This window comes from Streptomyces sedi, assembly GCF_006335015.1.
GTDB classification, from domain to species: Bacteria; Actinomycetota; Actinomycetes; order Streptomycetales; family Streptomycetaceae; genus Streptomyces; species Streptomyces sedi.
The window spans coordinates 1-17,790 of record NZ_VDGT01000016.1 but is presented as its reverse complement, the minus strand read 5'-3'; the positions used below and the strand labels follow the sequence as shown (position 1 = coordinate 17,790).

16 protein-coding genes are annotated in these 17,790 nt (G+C 74.5%); 8 read left to right on the top strand and 8 right to left on the bottom strand.

The window, feature by feature from the left end:
- Positions 1-132 precede the first annotated feature (132 nt).
- Complete coding sequence (locus tag FH715_RS19850) at positions 133-1,506, bottom strand: dipeptidase (protein WP_139647232.1); 1,374 nt, start codon at positions 1,504-1,506, stop codon at positions 133-135.
- A 225-nt stretch (positions 1,507-1,731) separates the two neighbouring features.
- Between FH715_RS19850 and FH715_RS19845 the strand changes: the two genes are divergently transcribed.
- On the top strand, positions 1,732-2,988 hold the full coding sequence (locus tag FH715_RS19845; protein WP_139647230.1) for a geranylgeranyl reductase family protein: 1,257 nt from the start codon (positions 1,732-1,734) through the stop codon (positions 2,986-2,988).
- Here the strand turns inward: FH715_RS19845 and FH715_RS19840 are convergent.
- Complete coding sequence (locus FH715_RS19840; RefSeq protein ID WP_139647227.1) at positions 2,946-3,716, bottom strand: AfsR/SARP family transcriptional regulator; 771 nt, start codon at positions 3,714-3,716, stop codon at positions 2,946-2,948. The two genes, FH715_RS19845 and FH715_RS19840, sit on opposite strands and share 43 nt — an antisense overlap.
- Before the next feature lie 120 nt (positions 3,717-3,836).
- Here FH715_RS19840 and FH715_RS19835 point away from each other — a divergent pair, with 120 nt between their 5' ends.
- Positions 3,837-6,098 (top strand): MMPL family transporter, encoded by a 2,262-nt coding sequence (locus FH715_RS19835; RefSeq protein ID WP_139647225.1) that lies wholly within the window; start codon positions 3,837-3,839, stop codon positions 6,096-6,098.
- A 298-nt stretch (positions 6,099-6,396) separates the two neighbouring features.
- On the opposite strand, the gene FH715_RS19830 is transcribed toward FH715_RS19835, so the two are convergent.
- Both FH715_RS19830 and FH715_RS19825 read right to left on the bottom strand, forming a co-directional pair.
- On the bottom strand, positions 6,397-6,906 hold the full coding sequence (locus FH715_RS19830) for a DUF4442 domain-containing protein (RefSeq protein ID WP_170184775.1): 510 nt from the start codon (positions 6,904-6,906) through the stop codon (positions 6,397-6,399).
- Between the two features lie 46 nt (positions 6,907-6,952).
- Positions 6,953-8,176, bottom strand: a complete 1,224-nt coding sequence (locus FH715_RS19825) for an MFS transporter (RefSeq protein ID WP_139647441.1) — start codon at positions 8,174-8,176, stop codon at positions 6,953-6,955.
- A gap of 47 nt (positions 8,177-8,223) precedes the next feature.
- Between FH715_RS19825 and FH715_RS19820 the strand changes: the two genes are divergently transcribed.
- Positions 8,224-9,432, top strand: coding sequence for an ROK family protein (locus tag FH715_RS19820; RefSeq protein WP_139647223.1), 1,209 nt, complete (start codon positions 8,224-8,226; stop codon positions 9,430-9,432).
- A 9-nt stretch (positions 9,433-9,441) separates the two neighbouring features.
- Here the strand turns inward: FH715_RS19820 and FH715_RS19815 are convergent, their stop codons facing one another.
- Entirely contained in the window at positions 9,442-10,620 is a 1,179-nt protein-coding gene (locus FH715_RS19815; RefSeq protein ID WP_139647221.1) for a hypothetical protein, read from the bottom strand.
- 30 nt (positions 10,621-10,650) lie between these two features.
- Entirely contained in the window at positions 10,651-10,845 is a 195-nt protein-coding gene (locus FH715_RS19810; RefSeq protein WP_139647219.1) for a hypothetical protein, read from the bottom strand.
- Positions 10,846-11,058: 213 nt separating this feature from the next.
- On the opposite strand from FH715_RS19810, the gene FH715_RS19805 reads away from it, so the two are divergent.
- From FH715_RS19805 to FH715_RS19790, 4 genes are all read left to right on the top strand, one after another.
- Positions 11,059-12,300: a MurT ligase domain-containing protein gene (locus FH715_RS19805; RefSeq protein ID WP_139647217.1), complete on the top strand. Its 1,242-nt coding sequence runs from the start codon at positions 11,059-11,061 to the stop codon at positions 12,298-12,300.
- A 56-nt stretch (positions 12,301-12,356) separates the two neighbouring features.
- Positions 12,357-13,085, top strand: coding sequence for a type 1 glutamine amidotransferase (locus FH715_RS19800; RefSeq protein WP_139647215.1), 729 nt, complete (start codon positions 12,357-12,359; stop codon positions 13,083-13,085).
- Positions 13,086-13,184: 99 nt separating this feature from the next.
- Positions 13,185-14,129, top strand: coding sequence for a cytochrome c oxidase assembly protein (locus FH715_RS19795; protein ID WP_139647213.1), 945 nt, complete (start codon positions 13,185-13,187; stop codon positions 14,127-14,129).
- 130 nt (positions 14,130-14,259) lie between these two features.
- Complete coding sequence (locus FH715_RS19790) at positions 14,260-15,006, top strand: thioesterase II family protein (protein WP_139647211.1); 747 nt, start codon at positions 14,260-14,262, stop codon at positions 15,004-15,006.
- Here the strand turns inward: FH715_RS19790 and FH715_RS19785 are convergent.
- Together FH715_RS19785 and FH715_RS19780 are read right to left on the bottom strand one after the other, a co-directional pair.
- Positions 14,996-15,802 carry a class I SAM-dependent methyltransferase gene (locus tag FH715_RS19785; RefSeq protein ID WP_139647209.1) on the bottom strand — a complete coding sequence of 269 codons (807 nt, stop codon included), beginning with the start codon at positions 15,800-15,802 and terminating at the stop codon, positions 14,996-14,998. The genes FH715_RS19790 and FH715_RS19785 overlap by 11 nt on opposite strands.
- A gap of 9 nt (positions 15,803-15,811) precedes the next feature.
- Positions 15,812-16,351 (bottom strand): GNAT family N-acetyltransferase, encoded by a 540-nt coding sequence (locus FH715_RS19780; protein WP_139647207.1) that lies wholly within the window; start codon positions 16,349-16,351, stop codon positions 15,812-15,814.
- 277 nt (positions 16,352-16,628) lie between these two features.
- On the opposite strand from FH715_RS19780, the gene FH715_RS19775 reads away from it, so the two are divergent.
- Positions 16,629-17,666 carry a methyltransferase domain-containing protein gene (locus tag FH715_RS19775; protein WP_139647205.1) on the top strand — a complete coding sequence of 346 codons (1,038 nt, stop codon included), beginning with the start codon at positions 16,629-16,631 and terminating at the stop codon, positions 17,664-17,666.
- Positions 17,667-17,790: the final 124 nt, after the last annotated feature.

The following is a 17,790-nucleotide window of genomic DNA, read 5'->3' as shown; positions in this document are numbered from 1 at the left end:
GGTGCGGAGCCCCGCGACAGCTTCCCGCCGGGGCGGCGACGCCCACGCGCACCGGACCCGGCACCCGCGACGGCGCGCCGCGCGCCCGTCACCCGGGCCGCCGGCCGCCGGCCGGAAGCGGCCGGCCGGCGCCTACGCCACGGACGCCGCGTACCGCGCGAGGAACAGCGCCTCGGCCACCGACATCCGCTCCAACTCCTCGGGCGAGACGCTCTCGTCCACCGCGTGGATGCGGGCCGCCGCGTCGCTCAGCCCGATCATCACCACCTCGGCCTCCGGGTACAGCCCGCCGAGCGTCGCCGTCAGCGGGATCGAACCGCCCTGGCCGACCACCGCCATCTCCGTGCCGTCGTAGGCGTCCCGCATCGCCGACGCCATCGCCTCGTACGCGGGGCTCTCCACGTCCGCCCGGAACGCCGCCCCCTCGCCCTGCCGTTCCACCGTCACCCGCGCACCCCACGGAGCCCTGGCCCGCAGATGCGCCTCCACCAGGTCGGCCGCCTCCCGCGCCCCCGTCCCCGGAGGCACCCGCAGCCCCAGCATCGCCCGCGCCCCGGCCTGCACCGAGGGCGTCGCGCCCACCACCGGCGGGCAGTCGATGCCCATGACCGTCAACGAGGGCCTGGCCCACAGCCGATCGGCCACCGAACCCGAGCCGACCAGCTCCACCCCCTCCAACACCCCCGCGTCGGCACGGAAGTCCTCCTCCGGGTACTCCGCGCCCGACCAGGCGCCGCCCGCCTCCAGCCCGTCGACCGCCAGCGAACCCCCCGCGTCGTACAGCGAGTCGAGCATCCGCACCAGCGCCGCCAACGCGTCGGGCGCCACCCCGCCGAACGCGCCCGAGTGCAGGTTCCCCTCCAACGTCTCCACGGCGACCGTCAGCACGGCCATCCCCCGCAGACTGGCCGTCACCGTCGGCTGACCCGCCCGCACGTTGCCCGTGTCGCCGATCACCAGCACGTCGGCGGCCATCACCTCCGGATGCGCCCGCGCGTACTCCTCAAGACCGCTGGTGCCCTGCTCCTCGGAGCCCTCGGCCACCACCTTGACGCCCACCGGGACGCCGCCGTTGGCCCGCAGCGCGCGCAGCGCCAGCAGGTGCATCATCAGCCCGCCCTTGCAGTCCGCAGCGCCCCGCCCGTACCAGCGGCCGGCGCGCTCGGTCAGCTCCCACGGCGGCGAGGTCCACGCCGCCTCGTCCAACGGGGGCTGCACGTCGTAGTGCGCGTACAGCAGCACCGTCGGCGCGCCCTCGGGGCCCGGCAGATGGCCGATCACCGACTCCGTGCCGTCCGGCGTCTCCACCACCTCGACCTCGGGAAAGCCCTCGGCCTCCAACGCCCGCGCCACCCAGCGGGCCGCCGCCCGGCACTCCTCGACCGGGAACTGCTCCGGGTCGGCGACCGAGCGGAACGCCACCAGCTCCGCCAACTCCCCCCTGGCCCCCGGCAGGGCGGCGGCGACCGTCGCGGCGATGTCGGCGTGCTGCGGAATGTGCGGCATGGAACTCTCCTCGGACGGGCGGCGGTCGGCGCACGCGGGACCTGGCGTGGCGTCGGCGCACGGCATTCGGTACACCGTGTCCGAACATCGGTGCGGCCGATGATGCCACAGGGCACCGACAACGCCCCGGCCCGGCGGTCGGCCCGGGAAACGCCGGCGATCACCCCGCACTAGGATGCACAGCGGCGAGGCAAGCACGACCGTATCGGGGAGCACGGGCACATCGTGAGCAGCGACAACGAAGCCGAGGACCGGACCGTCTGGGATGTCGTCGTGGTGGGGGCCGGGCCCGGCGGCTCGTCGGCCGCCCGCGCCGCCGCGGAGGCCGGCCGGCGCGTACTGCTGCTGGAGAAGGCCGAGTTGCCCCGCTACAAGACGTGCGGCGGCGGCATCATCGGCCCCACCCGCGACGCGCTGCCGCCGGGCTTCGAACTGCCGCTGCGCGACCGGGTGCACGCCGTCACGTTCTCGCTCAACGGCCGGCTGACCCGCACCCGCCGCTCCAAGCGGATGCTCTTCGGCCTGGTCAACAGACCCGAGTTCGACGAGCGCCTGACCCAGGCCGCCGTCAAGGCCGGCGCCCGGCTGCGCACCGGCGTCACCGTCTCCCGCGTCGAGCAGCACGGGCCCGCCGTGCCCGACCGGCGGACCGTCGCGGTCGTCCTGGCCGGCGGCGAGACCGTGCTGACCAGGGCGGTCGTCGGCGCCGACGGCAGCGCCAGCCGGATAGGCGCGCACGTCGGGGTCCGTCTTGACCAGGTGGACCTCGGCCTGGAGGCGGAGATCCCGGTGCCGCCCGAGGTCGCCGACGACTGGCGCGGCCGGGTCCTGATCGACTGGGGCCCGCTGCCCGGCTCCTACGGCTGGGTCTTCCCCAAGGGCGACACCCTGACCGTCGGCGTCATCTCCGCCCGGGGCGAGGGCGCGGCGACCAAGCGCTATCTGGAGGACCTCATCGGCCGGCTCGGCCTCGCCGGGTTCGAACCCAGCGTCTCCTCGGGGCACCTCACCCGCTGCCGCACCGAGGACTCCCCGCTCTCCCGGGGGCGGGTCCTGGTCTGCGGGGACGCGGCCGGGCTGCTGGAGCCCTGGACCAGGGAGGGCATCTCCTTCGCGCTGCGCTCCGGACGGCTCGCCGGCCAGTGGGCGGTGCGCATCGCCGAGGCGCCGGACGCGGTGGACGCCCGCCGCCAGGCGCTCAACTACACCTTCGCCATCAAGTCGGGCCTCGGCGTGGAGATGGGCGTCGGCCGCCGGCTGCTGACCGCGTTCTCCCACCGGCCGAAGCTGTTCCACACCGCGCTCGTCGGCTTCCGGCCGGCGTGGGCCGCGTTCACCCAGATCACCCGCGGCTCGACCACCCTCGCCGGCCTGGTCCGCACCCACCCCATGGCCCGCCGGGCGCTCAGCGCCCTGGACCGGAGGCACGAGGCCAACGCTCAGGAGACCAGCGTCGAACCGGGGGAGAGGGCCGGATCCTGACGCAGGACGCGCTGGTGCAGGGCGCGTAGCTCGGGCCCCGGGTCGCAGCCCAGCTCCCGCGCCATCCGCACCCGCGTCTCCTCGTACGTCAGCAGCGCGTCCGCCGACCGGCCGCCCCGGTACAGCGCCAGCATCAGCAGCCACACCAGCCGCTCCCGCAGCGGGTGCGCCGCCACCTGCCGCATCAGCTCGTGCACGCACTCCTGGTACCGGCCGCGCTCCACCAGCCCCTCCATCCTGGCCTCCAGGATCAGCAGGCGCTTCTCGGCCCAGCGCCTGCGCTCGGCCGCCAGCAGCGGCCCGGCCAGCCCCTCGGCGAACTCCCCGCGCCACAGCGCCTCGGCGCGCGCCGCCCACTCCTCGGCGTGGGCCAGCTCCCCCGCGCCCCTGGCGTGCGCCGCGCGCGCCAACAGCTCCCGGCGCTCCGCCAGATCGTCCATCGCCACCCCGGTCAGCACATAGCCGCTGCCGGTCCACCTCGGCCCCGCCTCAGCGCCCAGGGCGCGCCGGATGCCCGAGACGTACTTCTGCACCAGGTTGCGCACCTGCGCCGGCGGGGAGTCCCCCCACACCGCGTCGACCAGCGACCCGAAGGTGATCGGCCGCCCCTCCTGGACCAACAGCACCGCCAGCACGGCCCGTTGCCTGGGTGGGCCCAGGGGCAGCTCCCGTCCCTCCCGCAACACCCTGAGGGGCCCGAGCAGTTCACCACGCACAGCCTCCGCCATGTCTACGAGCCTACGCGCCCGGGGCGGCGTTCCAGCGGTTCTTCCAGCGGGCGTTCCAGCGTCCGGTCAGCGGCGTCCGGCACGGTGGCGACCCGCACTCCAGGAAGGCACCACGCTCTGATGGCACCACGACCCCGCCCCGCCGGCACCGGCCCCCTGGCGCGCCTCGGCCACTTCGCCGTGCGCAGATCCGGCGCGATCCTGCTGGCCGCCGCCGTGCTGCTGCCGCTGCTCGCGCTGTTCGGCGCGGGGGCGCCGGCGGCCCTGCAACTGGCGCGCTGGGACGCTCCCGGCACCGAGTCCGTGCGCGTCCAGGACGTGCTGCGCGAGCACTACGGCACCGGCAACCCCAACCTGGCGCTGCTCGTCACCGCCAAGGCGGGCGACGTCGACGACCCCGGGGTCGCCGCGGCCGGCAGCCGCCTGGCCGCCGACCTCGCGGAGCACCCGATGGTCACCGACGTCTCCGCCTACTGGGACGAGGGCGACGCCGCGCTGCGCGCCGAGGACGGCGCCCGCGCCCTGGTCCTCGCCCGGCTGGAGGGCGACGCCACCGAGACGCGCGCCGAACTCGCCGACCTCTCACCCCGGTTGACCCAGGAGAACGACCTCGTCGACGTGGCGGTCGGCGGCCAGGAGGAGGTCTCCCGGCAGGTCGGGGAGCAGGCCACCGCCGACTTCCTCACCGCCGAACTGATCGTGCTGCCCACCGTCACCCTGCTGCTGGCCCTGGTCTACCGGCGCACCGTCGCGGCCCTGGTCACCGTCGGTGTCGGGCTGCTGAGCGTGGTGGCCACCCTCGCGGGGCTGCGGCTGCTCGCCCAGTTCACCCCGGTCTCCACCTTCGCCGCCAACCTCGCCCTGGTCCTCGGGCTCGGCCTCGGCATCGACTACTGCCTGTTCGTCATCAACCGCTACCGCGAGGAACGCGCCGCCGGGCTGCCCACCGAGGCGGCGGTCACCCGCGCCGTCGCCGTCGCCGGCCGCACCGTGCTCTTCAGCGGCGTCACCGTCGCCATCTCGCTGGCCGCCCTGCTCGTCTTCCCGTTCTTCTTCCTCAGCTCCTTCGCCTACGCGGGGGTGCTGGTGGTGCTCGCCTCCGTCGCGGGCGCGACCGTGGTGCTGCCCGCCGCCCTGGTCCGCTACGGTCACCGCTTCGAGACGCCCAGCCGGGGGGAGCGCGCCGCCCGCTGGTGGGAACGCGCGGCCCGGACGGTGCTGCGTCGGCCGCTGCTCATCGGGGCGGCGGCGCTGACCGTGCTGCTGGTGGCGGCCTCGCCGGTGCTGGGGCTGCGCTTCGGGCTGCCCGACCAACGCACCCTGCCGGAGGGCACCTCCAGCCGGGTCGTCGCCGAGGAGACCGCCGCGCACTTCACCGCCGAACCCACCGACACCCTCTTCGTGGTCACCGAGCCCGGGAGCCGCGTCGGCGAGCGGCACGCCGCCGACTACGCCGCCGCGCTCTCCCGGCACCCCGGCGTCTTCCAGGTGGTCTCACCCGCCGGCACCCACCGCGACGGGACGCTGGCGGCGCCGCCGGGCGCCGCCTCCGCCGGGATGACCGGCGAGGACGGCTCCACGCTGCTGACCGTGGTCCCCACCCAGCGGGCGATGGCCGGGGACGTCCCCGGGCTCGTCGCCGACCTGCGGCAGGTGCCGGCCCCCGTGGCGACCGAGATCGGCGGCTACCCGGCCGAGACCAGCGACTTCCGCTCCGAACTGCTCTCCCGCGTACCGCTGCTGGCCCTTCTCGTCCTCACCGCCACGGCGCTGGTGCTCTTCCTGCTGACCGGCAGCGTCCTGCTGCCGTTGAAGGCCACCGTCCTCAACCTGCTCAGCCTGGGCGTGATGTTCGGCGCCCTGGTGTGGGTCTTCCAGGACGGCAACTTCTCCGGCGTCCTCGGCTTCACCCCGACCGGCTCCATCGAGCCCAGCATTCCGCTGCTGATGTTCTGCGTCACCTACGGGCTGTCGATGGACTACGAGGTCTTCCTGCTGTCCCGCATCACCGAGGAACACCGCCGCACCGGCGACACCCACGCCGCCGTCGTCGCCGGCGTCCGCCGCACCGCGCCGCTGATCACCGCTGCGGCCGGCATCCTGGTCGTCACCTTCGCCACGTACGCCACCAGCGGCATCGTCTTCCTCAAGGAGTTGGGCGTCGGCACCGCCCTGGTGATCCTCGTCGACGCGACGCTGATCAGGACCGTGCTGCTGCCGGCGTTCATGCGGCTGGCCGGCGGCGCCAACTGGTGGGCGCCGCGCCCGCTGCGCCGGCTCCACGAGAGGATCGGGCTGAGCGAGGAACCGCCGCCCGCCCCGGCCCCGCTCCCGGCGGCGCCCACGGCGCGGGGGGTAGCGGCGGTGCCGCCGGCGGGCTGACACTCCGTCGGGGCCCGGCGGCAACGGCGACCGCCACGACCCCGCCGCTGACCGCGCTCCGCCGGCCGCCGTGGGCCCCCACGGCGGCCGTGCCGCGGGTGCGGCCGGTCGGCGGCACTTGGCCGCCCAGGACCAGCCGGAGCCGCGCGTTCGCGACCCGGGTGGCCCCGCGCCGCCCGCCGCCGGGCCGCCGCTCCTCCCGGACAGGCGGCACCCTCCGGCTGACCGCCAGAACCCACGTCAGCCGCGCCACGGACAAGCCCGGCGCCCGCGACCGGGCCCAACTCCTCGCCGCCGCCTACGCGTCAGGCCCGACCCGCCCCGGCCGGCTGGGCTGAACCGCCGTCGGGCGCTTACGCCGCACATAGATCTGCTTGCGGACCAGGGCCACCACCGAACCGTCCTCGGCCCGCACCACGCAGTCGAACCAGGGGAGCGCCTTCGCGCCGTCGGCGGTGGCCTCCCGTATCTCCTCCAGCCGCGCGTCGTCGAGGACGAAGTCCACCGTCACATCCCCCCGCCCCGGCGCCACGTACTCGATCTCCGCGGCCTTGTCCCAGACCACGTACTCCCCGGGACCCAGCCGGTGCAGCACCAGCATCGCCCAGAACGGGTCGCACATCGAGTACAGCGAGCCGCCGAACTGGGTGCCGAAGTAGTTGCGGTTCAACCGGCGCAGCCGCATCCGCACCCGGGCCGAGGTCCAGTCGTCCGCGATGTGGTCCACCCTGATCCCGGCGGCGCGGAACGGCGGCCACCAGCGCATCAGGCGGCACAACCAGCGGGGAGTGACGGAACGTAGGGCCATGACCCGAAAGTTACCAGAACCGGTTACCCGCCGGTAATGACATCCGTCACGCGCTCGAATGACCCAACGCACCCCGTGCCGCGTAACTCATCACGGCCGCCACCCCCGCCAGCGCGGCCACCGTCACCAACGCCGTCGCCAGGCTGAACCAGTCCGCCAGGAAACCGATCGCCACCGGCCCCGCGAGCATCCCCCCGTACCCGATCGTCGACGCCGTGGCGACCCCGCGCGGCCCCGCCAACTGCCCCGCCGTGCCAATGGTGATCGGGAAGACGTTGGCCAACCCCAGGCCCGTCAACGCGAACCCGACCAGCGCCAGCCACAGCGTCGGCGCCAACGCCCCCAGCAGCATCCCGAACGCCCCCAGCGTTCCCCCCGCGACCAGCGCCCGGGTCGTCCCCAGCCGCGCCAGCACCGCCGACCCCGTCAACCGGCCCACCGTCATCGCCAGCGCGAAGAGCGAGTAACCCGCCGCCGCCACACCCGCGCTCGCCCCCAGCGTGTCCTTCAGGTGCAGCGCGCTCCAGTCCGCCATCGCGCCCTCCCCGTACGTCGTGCACAGCGCGATCGCCCCCAGCACCGCCACCAGCAACCCCACCGAGCCCCGCACCCCCGCGCCCCCGGAGACCGCCGCCCCGGACGCGCCGTCGGCCTCCCTCCCGACGCCCACCGCCGGCCCCCGCAACAGCGTCCGCCCCGCCCACACCACGACCACCATCCCCAGCGCCGCCAGCAGCGCCAGATGCCGCGCCGCGCTCAGCCGGTCAGCCACCAGCCCGCCCAGCCCCGCGCCCACCATCCCGCCCAGGCTGAACGCCGCGTGAAAGGACGGCATCACCGGCCGCCGCAACGCCGCGACCAGGTCCACCGCCGCGCTGTTCGCCGCCACGTTCACCCCGCCGAACCCCGCCCCGAACACCAGCAGCAGCGCCCCGAGCCCCACGGCCGACCCCGCGTGCGCCGGCAGCGCCACGCTCCCCACCAGCAGCGCGCCCGCCACCACGGTCACCCGGTGGTTCCCGAAACGCTGACACAATCGCCCCGCCAGCGTCATCGTCACCACGGCGCCCACCGACACCCCCAGCAACGCCAGCCCCAACGCGCTGGGAGAGGCGCCGGTCTGCTCCTTCACGTCCGGAATCCGCACCACCCAGCCCGCGAAGACGAACCCGTCCACCGCGAAGAACGCCGTCAACGCCGCCCGCGCCCGCACCAGTTCACGCGGCTTCGCCCCACGGCCGGCACCGTTGCCACCTGCGGCGGGCGACATCAGCGCCCGCAGTTTGTTTATGGGAGACACAAAGCCAGAATAGGGGCGTGACCCACACCCGTACCAGACTGGAACGTGGCCGAAACGCGCTGGGCCCCGCGCTCGAACTCGTCCACACCGGCCGCGCCCCCACCCGCGCCGTCCTCACCACCGCTCTCGGCGTCACCCGCGCCACCGCCGGCGCCGTCGCCAGCGAACTCCAGACCCTCGGCCTCATCACCGTCGACTCCCGCCCCGGCGGCGCCACCGGCAGCCACGGCCGCCCCTCCCACCGGCTGGCCATCGACCCCGGCGGGCCCGTCGCCCTGGCCGCCCAGGTGCACGCCGACGGCTTCCGCGCCGCCCTCGTCGGACTCGGCGGCCAACTCCACGCCACCACCCCCGCCTGCACCACCGTCGCCGCCGACCCCAGGGAGATCCTCGGCCAGGTCGTCGCCGCCGGCGCCGACCTGCTGCGCGCGACCGGCCGCCCCTGCGTCGGCGCCGGCCTCGCCGTCCCCTCCGCCGTCGCCGAGCCCGAGGGCACCGCCCTCAACCCCCTCCACCTCGCCTGGCCGGCCGGCGCCCCCGTGCGCGACCTCTTCAACGACTGCCTCGCCGAGGCCGGCGTCGACGCCCCCGGCTACTGCGGCAACGACGTCAACCTCGCCGCCCTCGCCGAACACCGCCACGGCGCCGGCCAGGGCGCCGCCCACCTGCTGTGCGTCGCCACCGGCCACCGGGGAGTCGGCGGCGCCCTCGTCCTCGACGGCCGCCTGCACTCGGGCAGCGCCGGCCTCGCCCTGGAGGTCGGCCATCTCACCGTCGACCCGGCCGGCCGCCCCTGCCACTGCGGAAGCCGGGGCTGCCTCGACGTCGAGACCGACCCGCTCGCCCTGCTGGAGGCCGCCGGCCGCACCCCCGGCCCCGAGGGCTCGCTGCTGGACCAGGCCCGCGAACTGCTGCGCACCGAGTACGCCACCGACCCCGCCGTACGCCGCGCCGCCCACGCGGTCACCGACCGCCTCGGCCTCGGCCTCGCCGGACTGGTCAACATCCTCAACCCCGACCGCATCATCCTCGGCGGCCTGCACCGCTGGCTCCTGGAGGCCGACCCGGAGCGCCTGCGCGGCCTCATCGAGACCAGCAGCCTGTGGGGGAGGAGCGGCACCGTCCCCCTCGCCTCCTGCACCCTCGACTACAACAGCCTCGTCGGCGCCGCCGAACTCGCCTGGCAACCCGTCCTCGACGATCCCCTGGCCGCGCTCCCCACCTGAGGCGAACCCTCAGACCTGCTCCACGCCCGTCCCCGACGGAGCCGGCAACAGCCGCCACACCGCGCGCCGATGCTCCGGCTCCGCCGCGTCATCCCACGGGTCCGGCGTCGCCGGCACCCGCAGCCGGCACACCGGCCCCGCACCCAACCGCGCGTACCCCGCCCCCACCGCCCCGGCGGCCCCCGGCGGCGTCCGCCCCAGCACCGCCGACACCTGCGCGCCGTCCAGCGCCCCCAACGCCACCCGCGCCCGCAGACACCCCAGCACCCCGTCGCCCAACCTCTCCCACACGCCCACCTGTTCGGCCAGCGCCACCGTCACCCCCGCCTCCCGCCCGTACCGCAGCGGCACGTCCAGCCAGCCGCTCGGGTCACCCGCCCCCGCCGCCCACGCCCGGTGCGCCAGCAGCACCGGCCGGTCCACCAGCAGCCACAACGGCGGCAGCTCCGCCCGTTCCCCCACGTCCAACAACAGCCGCCGCTCCGTCTCCCGCGCCACCCACGCCAACCCCGTCACCGCGCCCTCGGGCGTCGACTCCACCCCCCACACCCCCGCCCGCCCGGCGAAGCAGCCGAAACCGCCCGACCCGCCGCCGTCCACCAGCACCGCCTCACCCCACCCCAACGCCTGCAACGCCACCGCCCGCAGCAGCCCCGTCCCCCCGGCGCCCGGCGCGCCCACCGCCAGCAGATGCGGCTCCCCGGAACGCGGCCCCGTCCGCCACAGCAGCGGCGCCACCTCCGTCACGCCCCCCGCGCCCACGGCCGGCACCGTGCGGTCCGCGGCCGAGCGGTCCGTGCACCCCAGCACCACCTCGCCGACCCCCGCGACGAACCGCTGCGCCACCACCTCCGCCGGCCACCCCCCGGCCGCCCCGCCCTCCGGCTCCACCGCCCCGTCCGCACACGACTCCGGCGCGCACCAGTCGGGCGTCGCCTCCCGCCACCCCAGCGCCGCCGCCCCCGCCACCAACGCCGCCACCAGCCACGCCCCCACCGCCGGCAGCCACAGCGCGACCCCGCACAGCGCCACCGCCCCCGCGGCGGCCGGCAACCGCCGCCGCCCCCGCGCACCCCACCACCACGCCGCCACCGCCATCCGCGTCAGCCCCCGCAGCACCACCCACGGCAGCCACGCCAGCCACCCCAACGCCCCCCGCCGCTCCCTCTCGTCCGCCGTCGCCCGCACCGCGCGCTCCTCGTCCGCACCGCGCGCCGGCTACAGCGCGATCCCGCCGAGCATCTGCGCGATCCGCGCCCCGCCCTCGTGGATGCCGGGCGCCACCGAGGTGCCCGCCAGATAGAAACCGAAGAGGGCGCAGACCACCGCGTGCGACGGCTTCAGCCCGTCCTTGCGGAAGAAGAGGAGCACCACGATCCCCAGCAGCACGACTCCCGAGATGGACAGGACCATGAGAACTCACTCCCCAAGCGGCCGACGGCGTTCTGAGAAGCACTCTAAGCGCCTCGAAAGTCAAATATCAGTTGAAAAGGTCATATGGGGGAAAGCCCCCCTCGTCGTGACGAACTCACACCCCGTCAGCGCCCCCGACCGCGCCACGGTGCGGCACCCGCCCCAGAGGTCGATAGGCTGGCCTCTGTTCGAGGGCGAGGAGGAAGAAAACCGATGGCAGACAGCACCCAGCCGTTGTCCGCGCGCGCCAAGTTCGCCGTGACGGCGGGCAAGGCCGCGGCGGCCGTTTCCCGGGCAGCCGGCCGAGGCAGCGGGTCGGTGATCGGGGGGAAGGTCGCCCTGCGCGTCGACCCCGAGCTGCTCGCCCGCCTCGCCGGCCACCTGGACGTCGTCCTGGTCTCGGCCACCAACGGCAAGACGACCACCACCCGGCTCATCGCCGAGGCCCTGCGCGCCGGCGGCCCCGTCGTCTCCAACGCGCTCGGCGCCAACATGCCCGCCGGCATCACCTCCGCCCTCTCCGGCGGAGCCGAGGCCCGCTACGGCGTCATCGAGGTCGACGAGAAGTACCTCACCAGCGTCGCCGAGGACGTCCACCCCAAGATCGTCGCGCTGCTCAACCTCTCCCGCGACCAGCTCGACCGCGCCGCGGAGACCCGGATGCTCGCCGAACGCTGGCGCGAGGGCCTCCAGGACTCCAAGGCCACCGTCGTCGCCAACGCCGACGACCCCCTCGTCGTCTGGGCCGCCTCCTCCTCCGCCAACGTCGTGTGGGTCGCCGCCGGCCAGGAGTGGAAGGACGACGCCTGGTCCTGCCCCGCCTGCGGCGGCGTCATGCACCGCCCCGACGACACCAACTGGGCCTGCGGCGAGTGCGGCTTCGGCCGCCCCGCCCCCACCTGGGTCCTCTCCCACGGGCAGGTCATCGACCCGCACGGCTCCGCCTGGCCCATCCGCCTCCAGCTCCCCGGCCGCGCCAACCAGGCCAACGCCACCACCGCCGCGGCCGTCGCCGCCGCGTTCGGCATCCACCCCCAGGTCGCCCTCCAGCGCATGGAGTCCGTCGCCGCCGTCGCCGGCCGCTACGACGTCGTCAGCTACCAGGGCCGCGACATCCGCCTCCTCCTCGCCAAGAACCCGGCCGGCTGGCTGGAGACGTTCTCCCTCATCGACCCCGCCCCCGCCCCCGTGCTGCTGTCCGTCAACGCCCGCGGCGCCGACGGCACCGACACCTCCTGGCTGTGGGACGTCGACTACACCCGCCTCGCCGGCCGCCCCGTCGCCGTCATCGGCGACCGCCGCCTCGACCTCGCGGTCCGGCTGGAGGTCGCCAACGTCGACTTCGGCGTCTACGACACCCTCGACCAGGCCATCGCCCAGCTGCCCGCCGGCCGCATCGAGGCCATCGCCAACTACACCGCGTTCCAGGACCTGCGCCGCACCGTCGGCAACTGACGCCGCCACGGCCACCGACGAACGCCCCCGGACGACCGAGAGGAACGACAGCGACCATGAGCAACTCAGGGCTCCGCCTGGTCTGGGTCTACCCCGACCTCCTGAGCACCTACGGCGACCAGGGCAACGTCCTCGTCGTCGAACGCCGCGCCCAGCAGCGCGGCCTGCGCGTCGAACGCGTCGACGTCCGCTCCGACCAGCAGCTGCCCACCTCCGGCGACATCTACCTGATCGGCGGCGGCGAGGACCGCCCCCAGCGGCTGGCCGCCGAGCGCCTGCTGCGCGACGGCGGCCTCACCCGCGCCGTCGAGAACGGCGCCATCATCTTCTCCGTCTGCGCCGGCTACCAGATCATCGGCCACGAGTTCATCAACGACCTCGGCGAGCGCCAGCAGGGCCTCGGCCTCCTCGACGTCATCAGCGAACGCGGCACCGGCGAACGCTGCGTCGGCGACGTCCTCGGCGACATCGACCCCCAGCTCGGCCTGCCGCAGCTCACCGGCTTCGAGAACCACCAGGGCATCACCCGCATCGGCCCGGCCGCCCGCCCCCTCGCCCAGGTCCGCCTCGGCAACGGCAACGGCACCGGGGACGGCACCGAGGGCGCCTGGAACGGCACCGTCTTCGGCACCTACATGCACGGCCCGGTCCTCGCCCGCAACCCGCAGGTCGCCGACCTCCTCGTCAAGCTCACCCTCGACGTCAACGCCCTGCCCCCCGTCGACGACCGCTGGTACGAGGCCCTGCGCACCGAGCGCATCGCCGCCGCCACCGCCCCCGCCTGACACCCCCGCCGGGGCCCCGACGAGGGACCCCGGCCACCGCCCCCACCGGCGCGTTCCCTAAGGTTGCGGTGTACCGCGCACAGCACAGGGAGTGACACGATGGGGCACGAACACGGCGGCCACGGTGACCTGCCACCCCTCACACCGGGACGCGCGCTCGAACTCGGCGGCGACTCCGTCTTCCTCCTCGGCTGCCTCCTCGTCCTCGCCCTCTACGGCATCGGCGTCGTCCGCCTGAGGCGCCGCGGCGACAGCTGGGGCGCCGGCCGCGTCGTCGCCTTCACCCTCGGCGTCCTGTCCGTCGCCGCCGTCACCGCCACCCGGCTCAACGACTACGGCATGGTGCTCTTCAGCGCCCACATGATCCAGCACATGGTGATCAGCATGGTCTCCCCGATCCTGCTGCTCCTCGGCGCCCCCGTCACCCTCCTGCTGCGCGCCCTGCCCACCGCCGGCCGGGGACGCAGGGGACCACGCGAATGGCTCGTCACCCTGCTGCACAGCCACTACGTCCGCGCCGTCAGCAGCCCGCTGTTCACCATCCCGCTCTTCATCGCCAGCCTCTACGCCCTGTACTTCACGCCGCTCTTCGACTTCCTCATGGGCAGCGCACTCGGCCACCGCGCGATGATGCTCCACTTCCTCGCCGTCGGCCTGGTCTTCTTCTGGCCCATCATGGGCGTCGACCCCGGCCCCCGCCGCGCCGGCCACCTCATGCGGATGCTGGAACTCTTCGCCACCATGCCGTTCCACGCCTTCTTCGGCATCGCCCTGATGATGGCCAGCGAACCCCTCATCGACACCTACGCCGAGATCCCCGCCTCGCTCGGCACCGACGCCCTCGCCGACCAGTCGGCCGCCGGCGGCATCGCCTGGGCGTTCAGCGAGATCCCCACCGTCATCGTTCTCCTCGCCCTCGTCTTCCAGTGGTACGTCTCCGAGCAGCGCGCCTCCCGCCGCCTCGACCGCGCCGCCGAGCGCGACGGGGACGCCGAGCTGGCCGCGTACAACAAGTACCTCGCCGAGCTCGGCAGCCGCCGCTGACCGCGCACCCGCCACCACCAGCGGGAAGGAACGCACGCCCAACTCCCCGACGCCTCACGTACATTGATACGCGGGCCCGACGCACAGCCCGGCGTCGCGCCGCCACACCACACCGAGACAGGGGGACGCGGTGGCCACCACCAGCGCATGGGTCCAACGATTCCACCCGCAGCCCGAGGCACCCGTCCGCCTCGTCTGCCTGCCCCACGCCGGCGGGGCCGCCAGCTACTACCACCCCGTGTCGGCGGCGCTCAGCCCCGACATCGAGGTGCTGGCCATCCAGTACCCGGGCCGGCAGAACCGCCGCACCGAGCCGCCGCTGCACACCATCGACGGCCTCGCCGACGGCGTCGCCGAAGCCGTCGAGCCCTACACCGACCGGCCGCTCGCCTTCTTCGGCCACAGCCTGGGCGCCACCGTCGCCTACGAGACCGCCAGGCGCCTCACCAAGGCCGGCACCCCGCCGCTGACCCTGATCGCCTCCGGCCGCCGCGCGCCCAGCCGCCACCGTGACGAGGACGTCCACCAGCGCACCGACGCCGGCGTCCTCGCCGAGATCCGCCGCCTCGGCGGCACCGACACCCAGCTCCTGGACGACCCCGAGATCCAGGCCATGGTGCTGCCCGCCGTCCGCGCCGACTACCAGGCGGTCGAGACCTACCGCCACACCGAGGGCCCCGTCCTCGGCTGCCCGATCCTCACCCTCGTCGGCGACGACGACCCCCTCGCCACCCTCGACGAGGCGCGCGACTGGAAGCTCCACACCACCGGGGACTTCCGCCTCACCACCTTCACCGGTGGCCACTTCTACCTCAACGACCAGGCGCCCGCCGTCATCACCGCCATCCGCGAGCACCTCGCCACACTCACTCCCTGACCGCACGCACCGCGTACATCAACGGCACCGAGGGCCGGCCCGCCGGGAACGCGAACTCCCCGGCGGCGCCGCGCTCCAACGCCGTGAACCGCTGGAACATCGTCGTCGGCCGCTCCCGCAGAAAGTCGATCCGCAGCCCCGCACCCGCCAGCGCCGAGACCACCTCGCCCAACGGGTGCCGCCACTGCACCGACACCGTCCGCTCCAACTCCGGCCCGTCCGTGTAGGTGTAGGGGTGGTCCTCGCGCCCCGGCGACGTGTCGAAGTAGTCGCCCACCACCCGCTCACCCGCCTCGTCCAACATGTCCGTCACCGGATGGAACTCCGCCAGGTACACGAAGCCGCCGGGCCGCAGCGAGTCCGCGACCACCGCCGCCCACCGCGTCAGGTCCGGCAGCCACACCAGCGACCCGCCGCCCGTGTACACCGCGTCGAAACGCTCCCCCTCCAGCGCCTCCCGCGCCGCGTACACGTCCGACACCACGAACCGCGCCCGCTCCGCCAGCCCCTCCTCCTCGGCCAGCCCGCGCGCGACCTCCACCGCCGCCGCCGAGAAGTCGACGCCCGTCACCTCCGCGCCCCGCCGCGCCCACGCCAGGGTGTCCTGACCCATGTGGCACTGCAGATGCAGCAGCCGCAGCCCCGCCACATCCCCCATCTCCGCCACCTCGACCGCACGCAACGGGTCGGCGCCGGCCCGGAACCCCGGCAGGTCGTAGAAGGCGCTCTCCGCGTGCACCCGCACCCGGTCGTCCCAGTTCTCCCGATTCAGCCGCAGCCACTCACGCTCGTCCATGGGCGGAAGCTAGCCGCCCGACGGCCCGCCCCGCACCTCGTTAACACCGCCCCCGGCGCCCTCCGCGCCGTCCAGCACCCGCAGAAACCCCACCCCCGGCCGGCCGCCCGCCAGCGCGGGGCCCGTCTCCACGAAGCCGGTGCGCGCCAACACCCGCCGCGACGCCACGTTGTCCCACGCGGCGACCGCCCGCAACTCCCGCAACCCGTACTCGGCGCCCGCCCGCCGGCACACCTCGCGCACCGCCCCCGTCGCCACCCCGCGCCCCGTCGCCGCCTCGGCCACCCGATAGCCCAGCTCGGCCGAACCGCCCCCCACCTCCGTCACGTTGACCCGCGCCCACACGGCCCCCGCCCGGTCGAGCACCACGTGGAAGTGGTCCGTCCCCGCGTCCTGGAACGCCAGCAGCGTGCGATGTCGCTCCTCGAACGACGCGAAGTACGCGTCGCCCCTGTCCCCCACGGAAGCGGCGAAGAACGCCCGGTTCTCCCGCTCGAACGCCAGCACCGCCGCCGCGTGCCGCGCCGTCAGTCTCCGCACCACGAACATCCGCGCAGCACACCACGGTTGCCCCGAGCCGCGCCAGCGACTTCCACGCCGCGCCCTCTCCCGACCAGCAGGCCGTCGACGGGGGCCGGCAGCGCCCGGCAGCGGGACGCGCGCACGCTACTTTCCGGTAGCCGAACGGACCACATTCCGCCGCCGTCATTCCGCCGACCGCGTTTCTTTCGGCCGCTAATACCCGTGGTAGGGTCAACTCTTCGGTTCTGTCGGTGTCTTCTCGGTTTGGGTGACTGTGGTTCCTGATATCAGGCTCGATGTTGCGGTGACGGATTCCGTTCATCTGGAGGGGGTTTCCGGAGTGGCCGAGCGGCTCCTCCAGGAGTGCCACGACATCGGAAAGCCCACCCTTCCCTCGATCTCCCTCACCTACCCCGACTCCGTCGTCGCCAGCCTGGAAGGCCCCCTGCGCCCCCTGGCCCAACTCCGCCTCTACTCCGCGTTCTCCGTCGTCCTCGGCCCCTGGGAGGGCGGCGCCCCGGACCACGCGGACGCGGTCGAGGCCCTGCGCGCCTCCGCGAGGCACGGCGTCATCGGGCTGCTGGCCGAGGAGGACCAGCCGATCCGATTCCGCGTCGACGCGCTGCCCGACAGGGACACGCTCCGCAGCGCCATCGAATCCGGACTGAATTGGCGGAACGCACCCCGCGACTGGCAGGTGAATATCGTCCGCCGCGGAAAACTGCTGCTCGCCCAGATCGGCGCGCTCTATTTCTCCCGACGTTTCCCCGAAATGCGCCGCATTCCCGCCTCCACCAACCCGGTGGTCGCCGCCCTCCTCGTGCGGCTGCTCAAACCCCGCGACGGCGACGTCGTCTGGGACCCGTTCTGCGGCGCCGGCACCCTGCTCGTCGAGGCCGCCCACACCGGACACGAACTGACCCTCGTCGGCTCCGACGTCTCCACCGACGCCCTCCAAGCCGCCCGGGGCAACGCCCCGCTCTTCCCCACCGGCACGCTGCTGCGCGCCGACGCCGCCGCGCTGCCCGCCCGCGACCGCACGGTCGACCGCGTCCTGGCCAACCTCCCCTTCGGCAAGCGGGTCGGCTCACACGCCACCAACCAACACCTCTACCCCCGCTTCCTCGGCGAGTTGGAGCGCGTGCTCGCCACCGAGGGCCGCGCCGTGCTGCTCACCGAGGACAAGCGACTGCTGCGCGCCTCCGTCGAGGCCACCCGCAACGTGCGCCTGCTGCGCGAGGTCACCGTCTCCACCGGCGGCCTGCACCCCGGCGTCTTCGTCGTCGAACGCACCCGCGCCGCCCGCCGCCGGAACAAGCCCCGCGCCCAGGCCGCCCCGTAGGGCGTTTCGTTTGGATCATCTGATCGTTGGATTGGGTGTGCCATTAACGGATGCGCAGTGGGCGCGGGTTGAGCCGTTGTTGCCGGACCGGACGCCGAAGCGGGGTGGCCGCTGGCGGGATCAC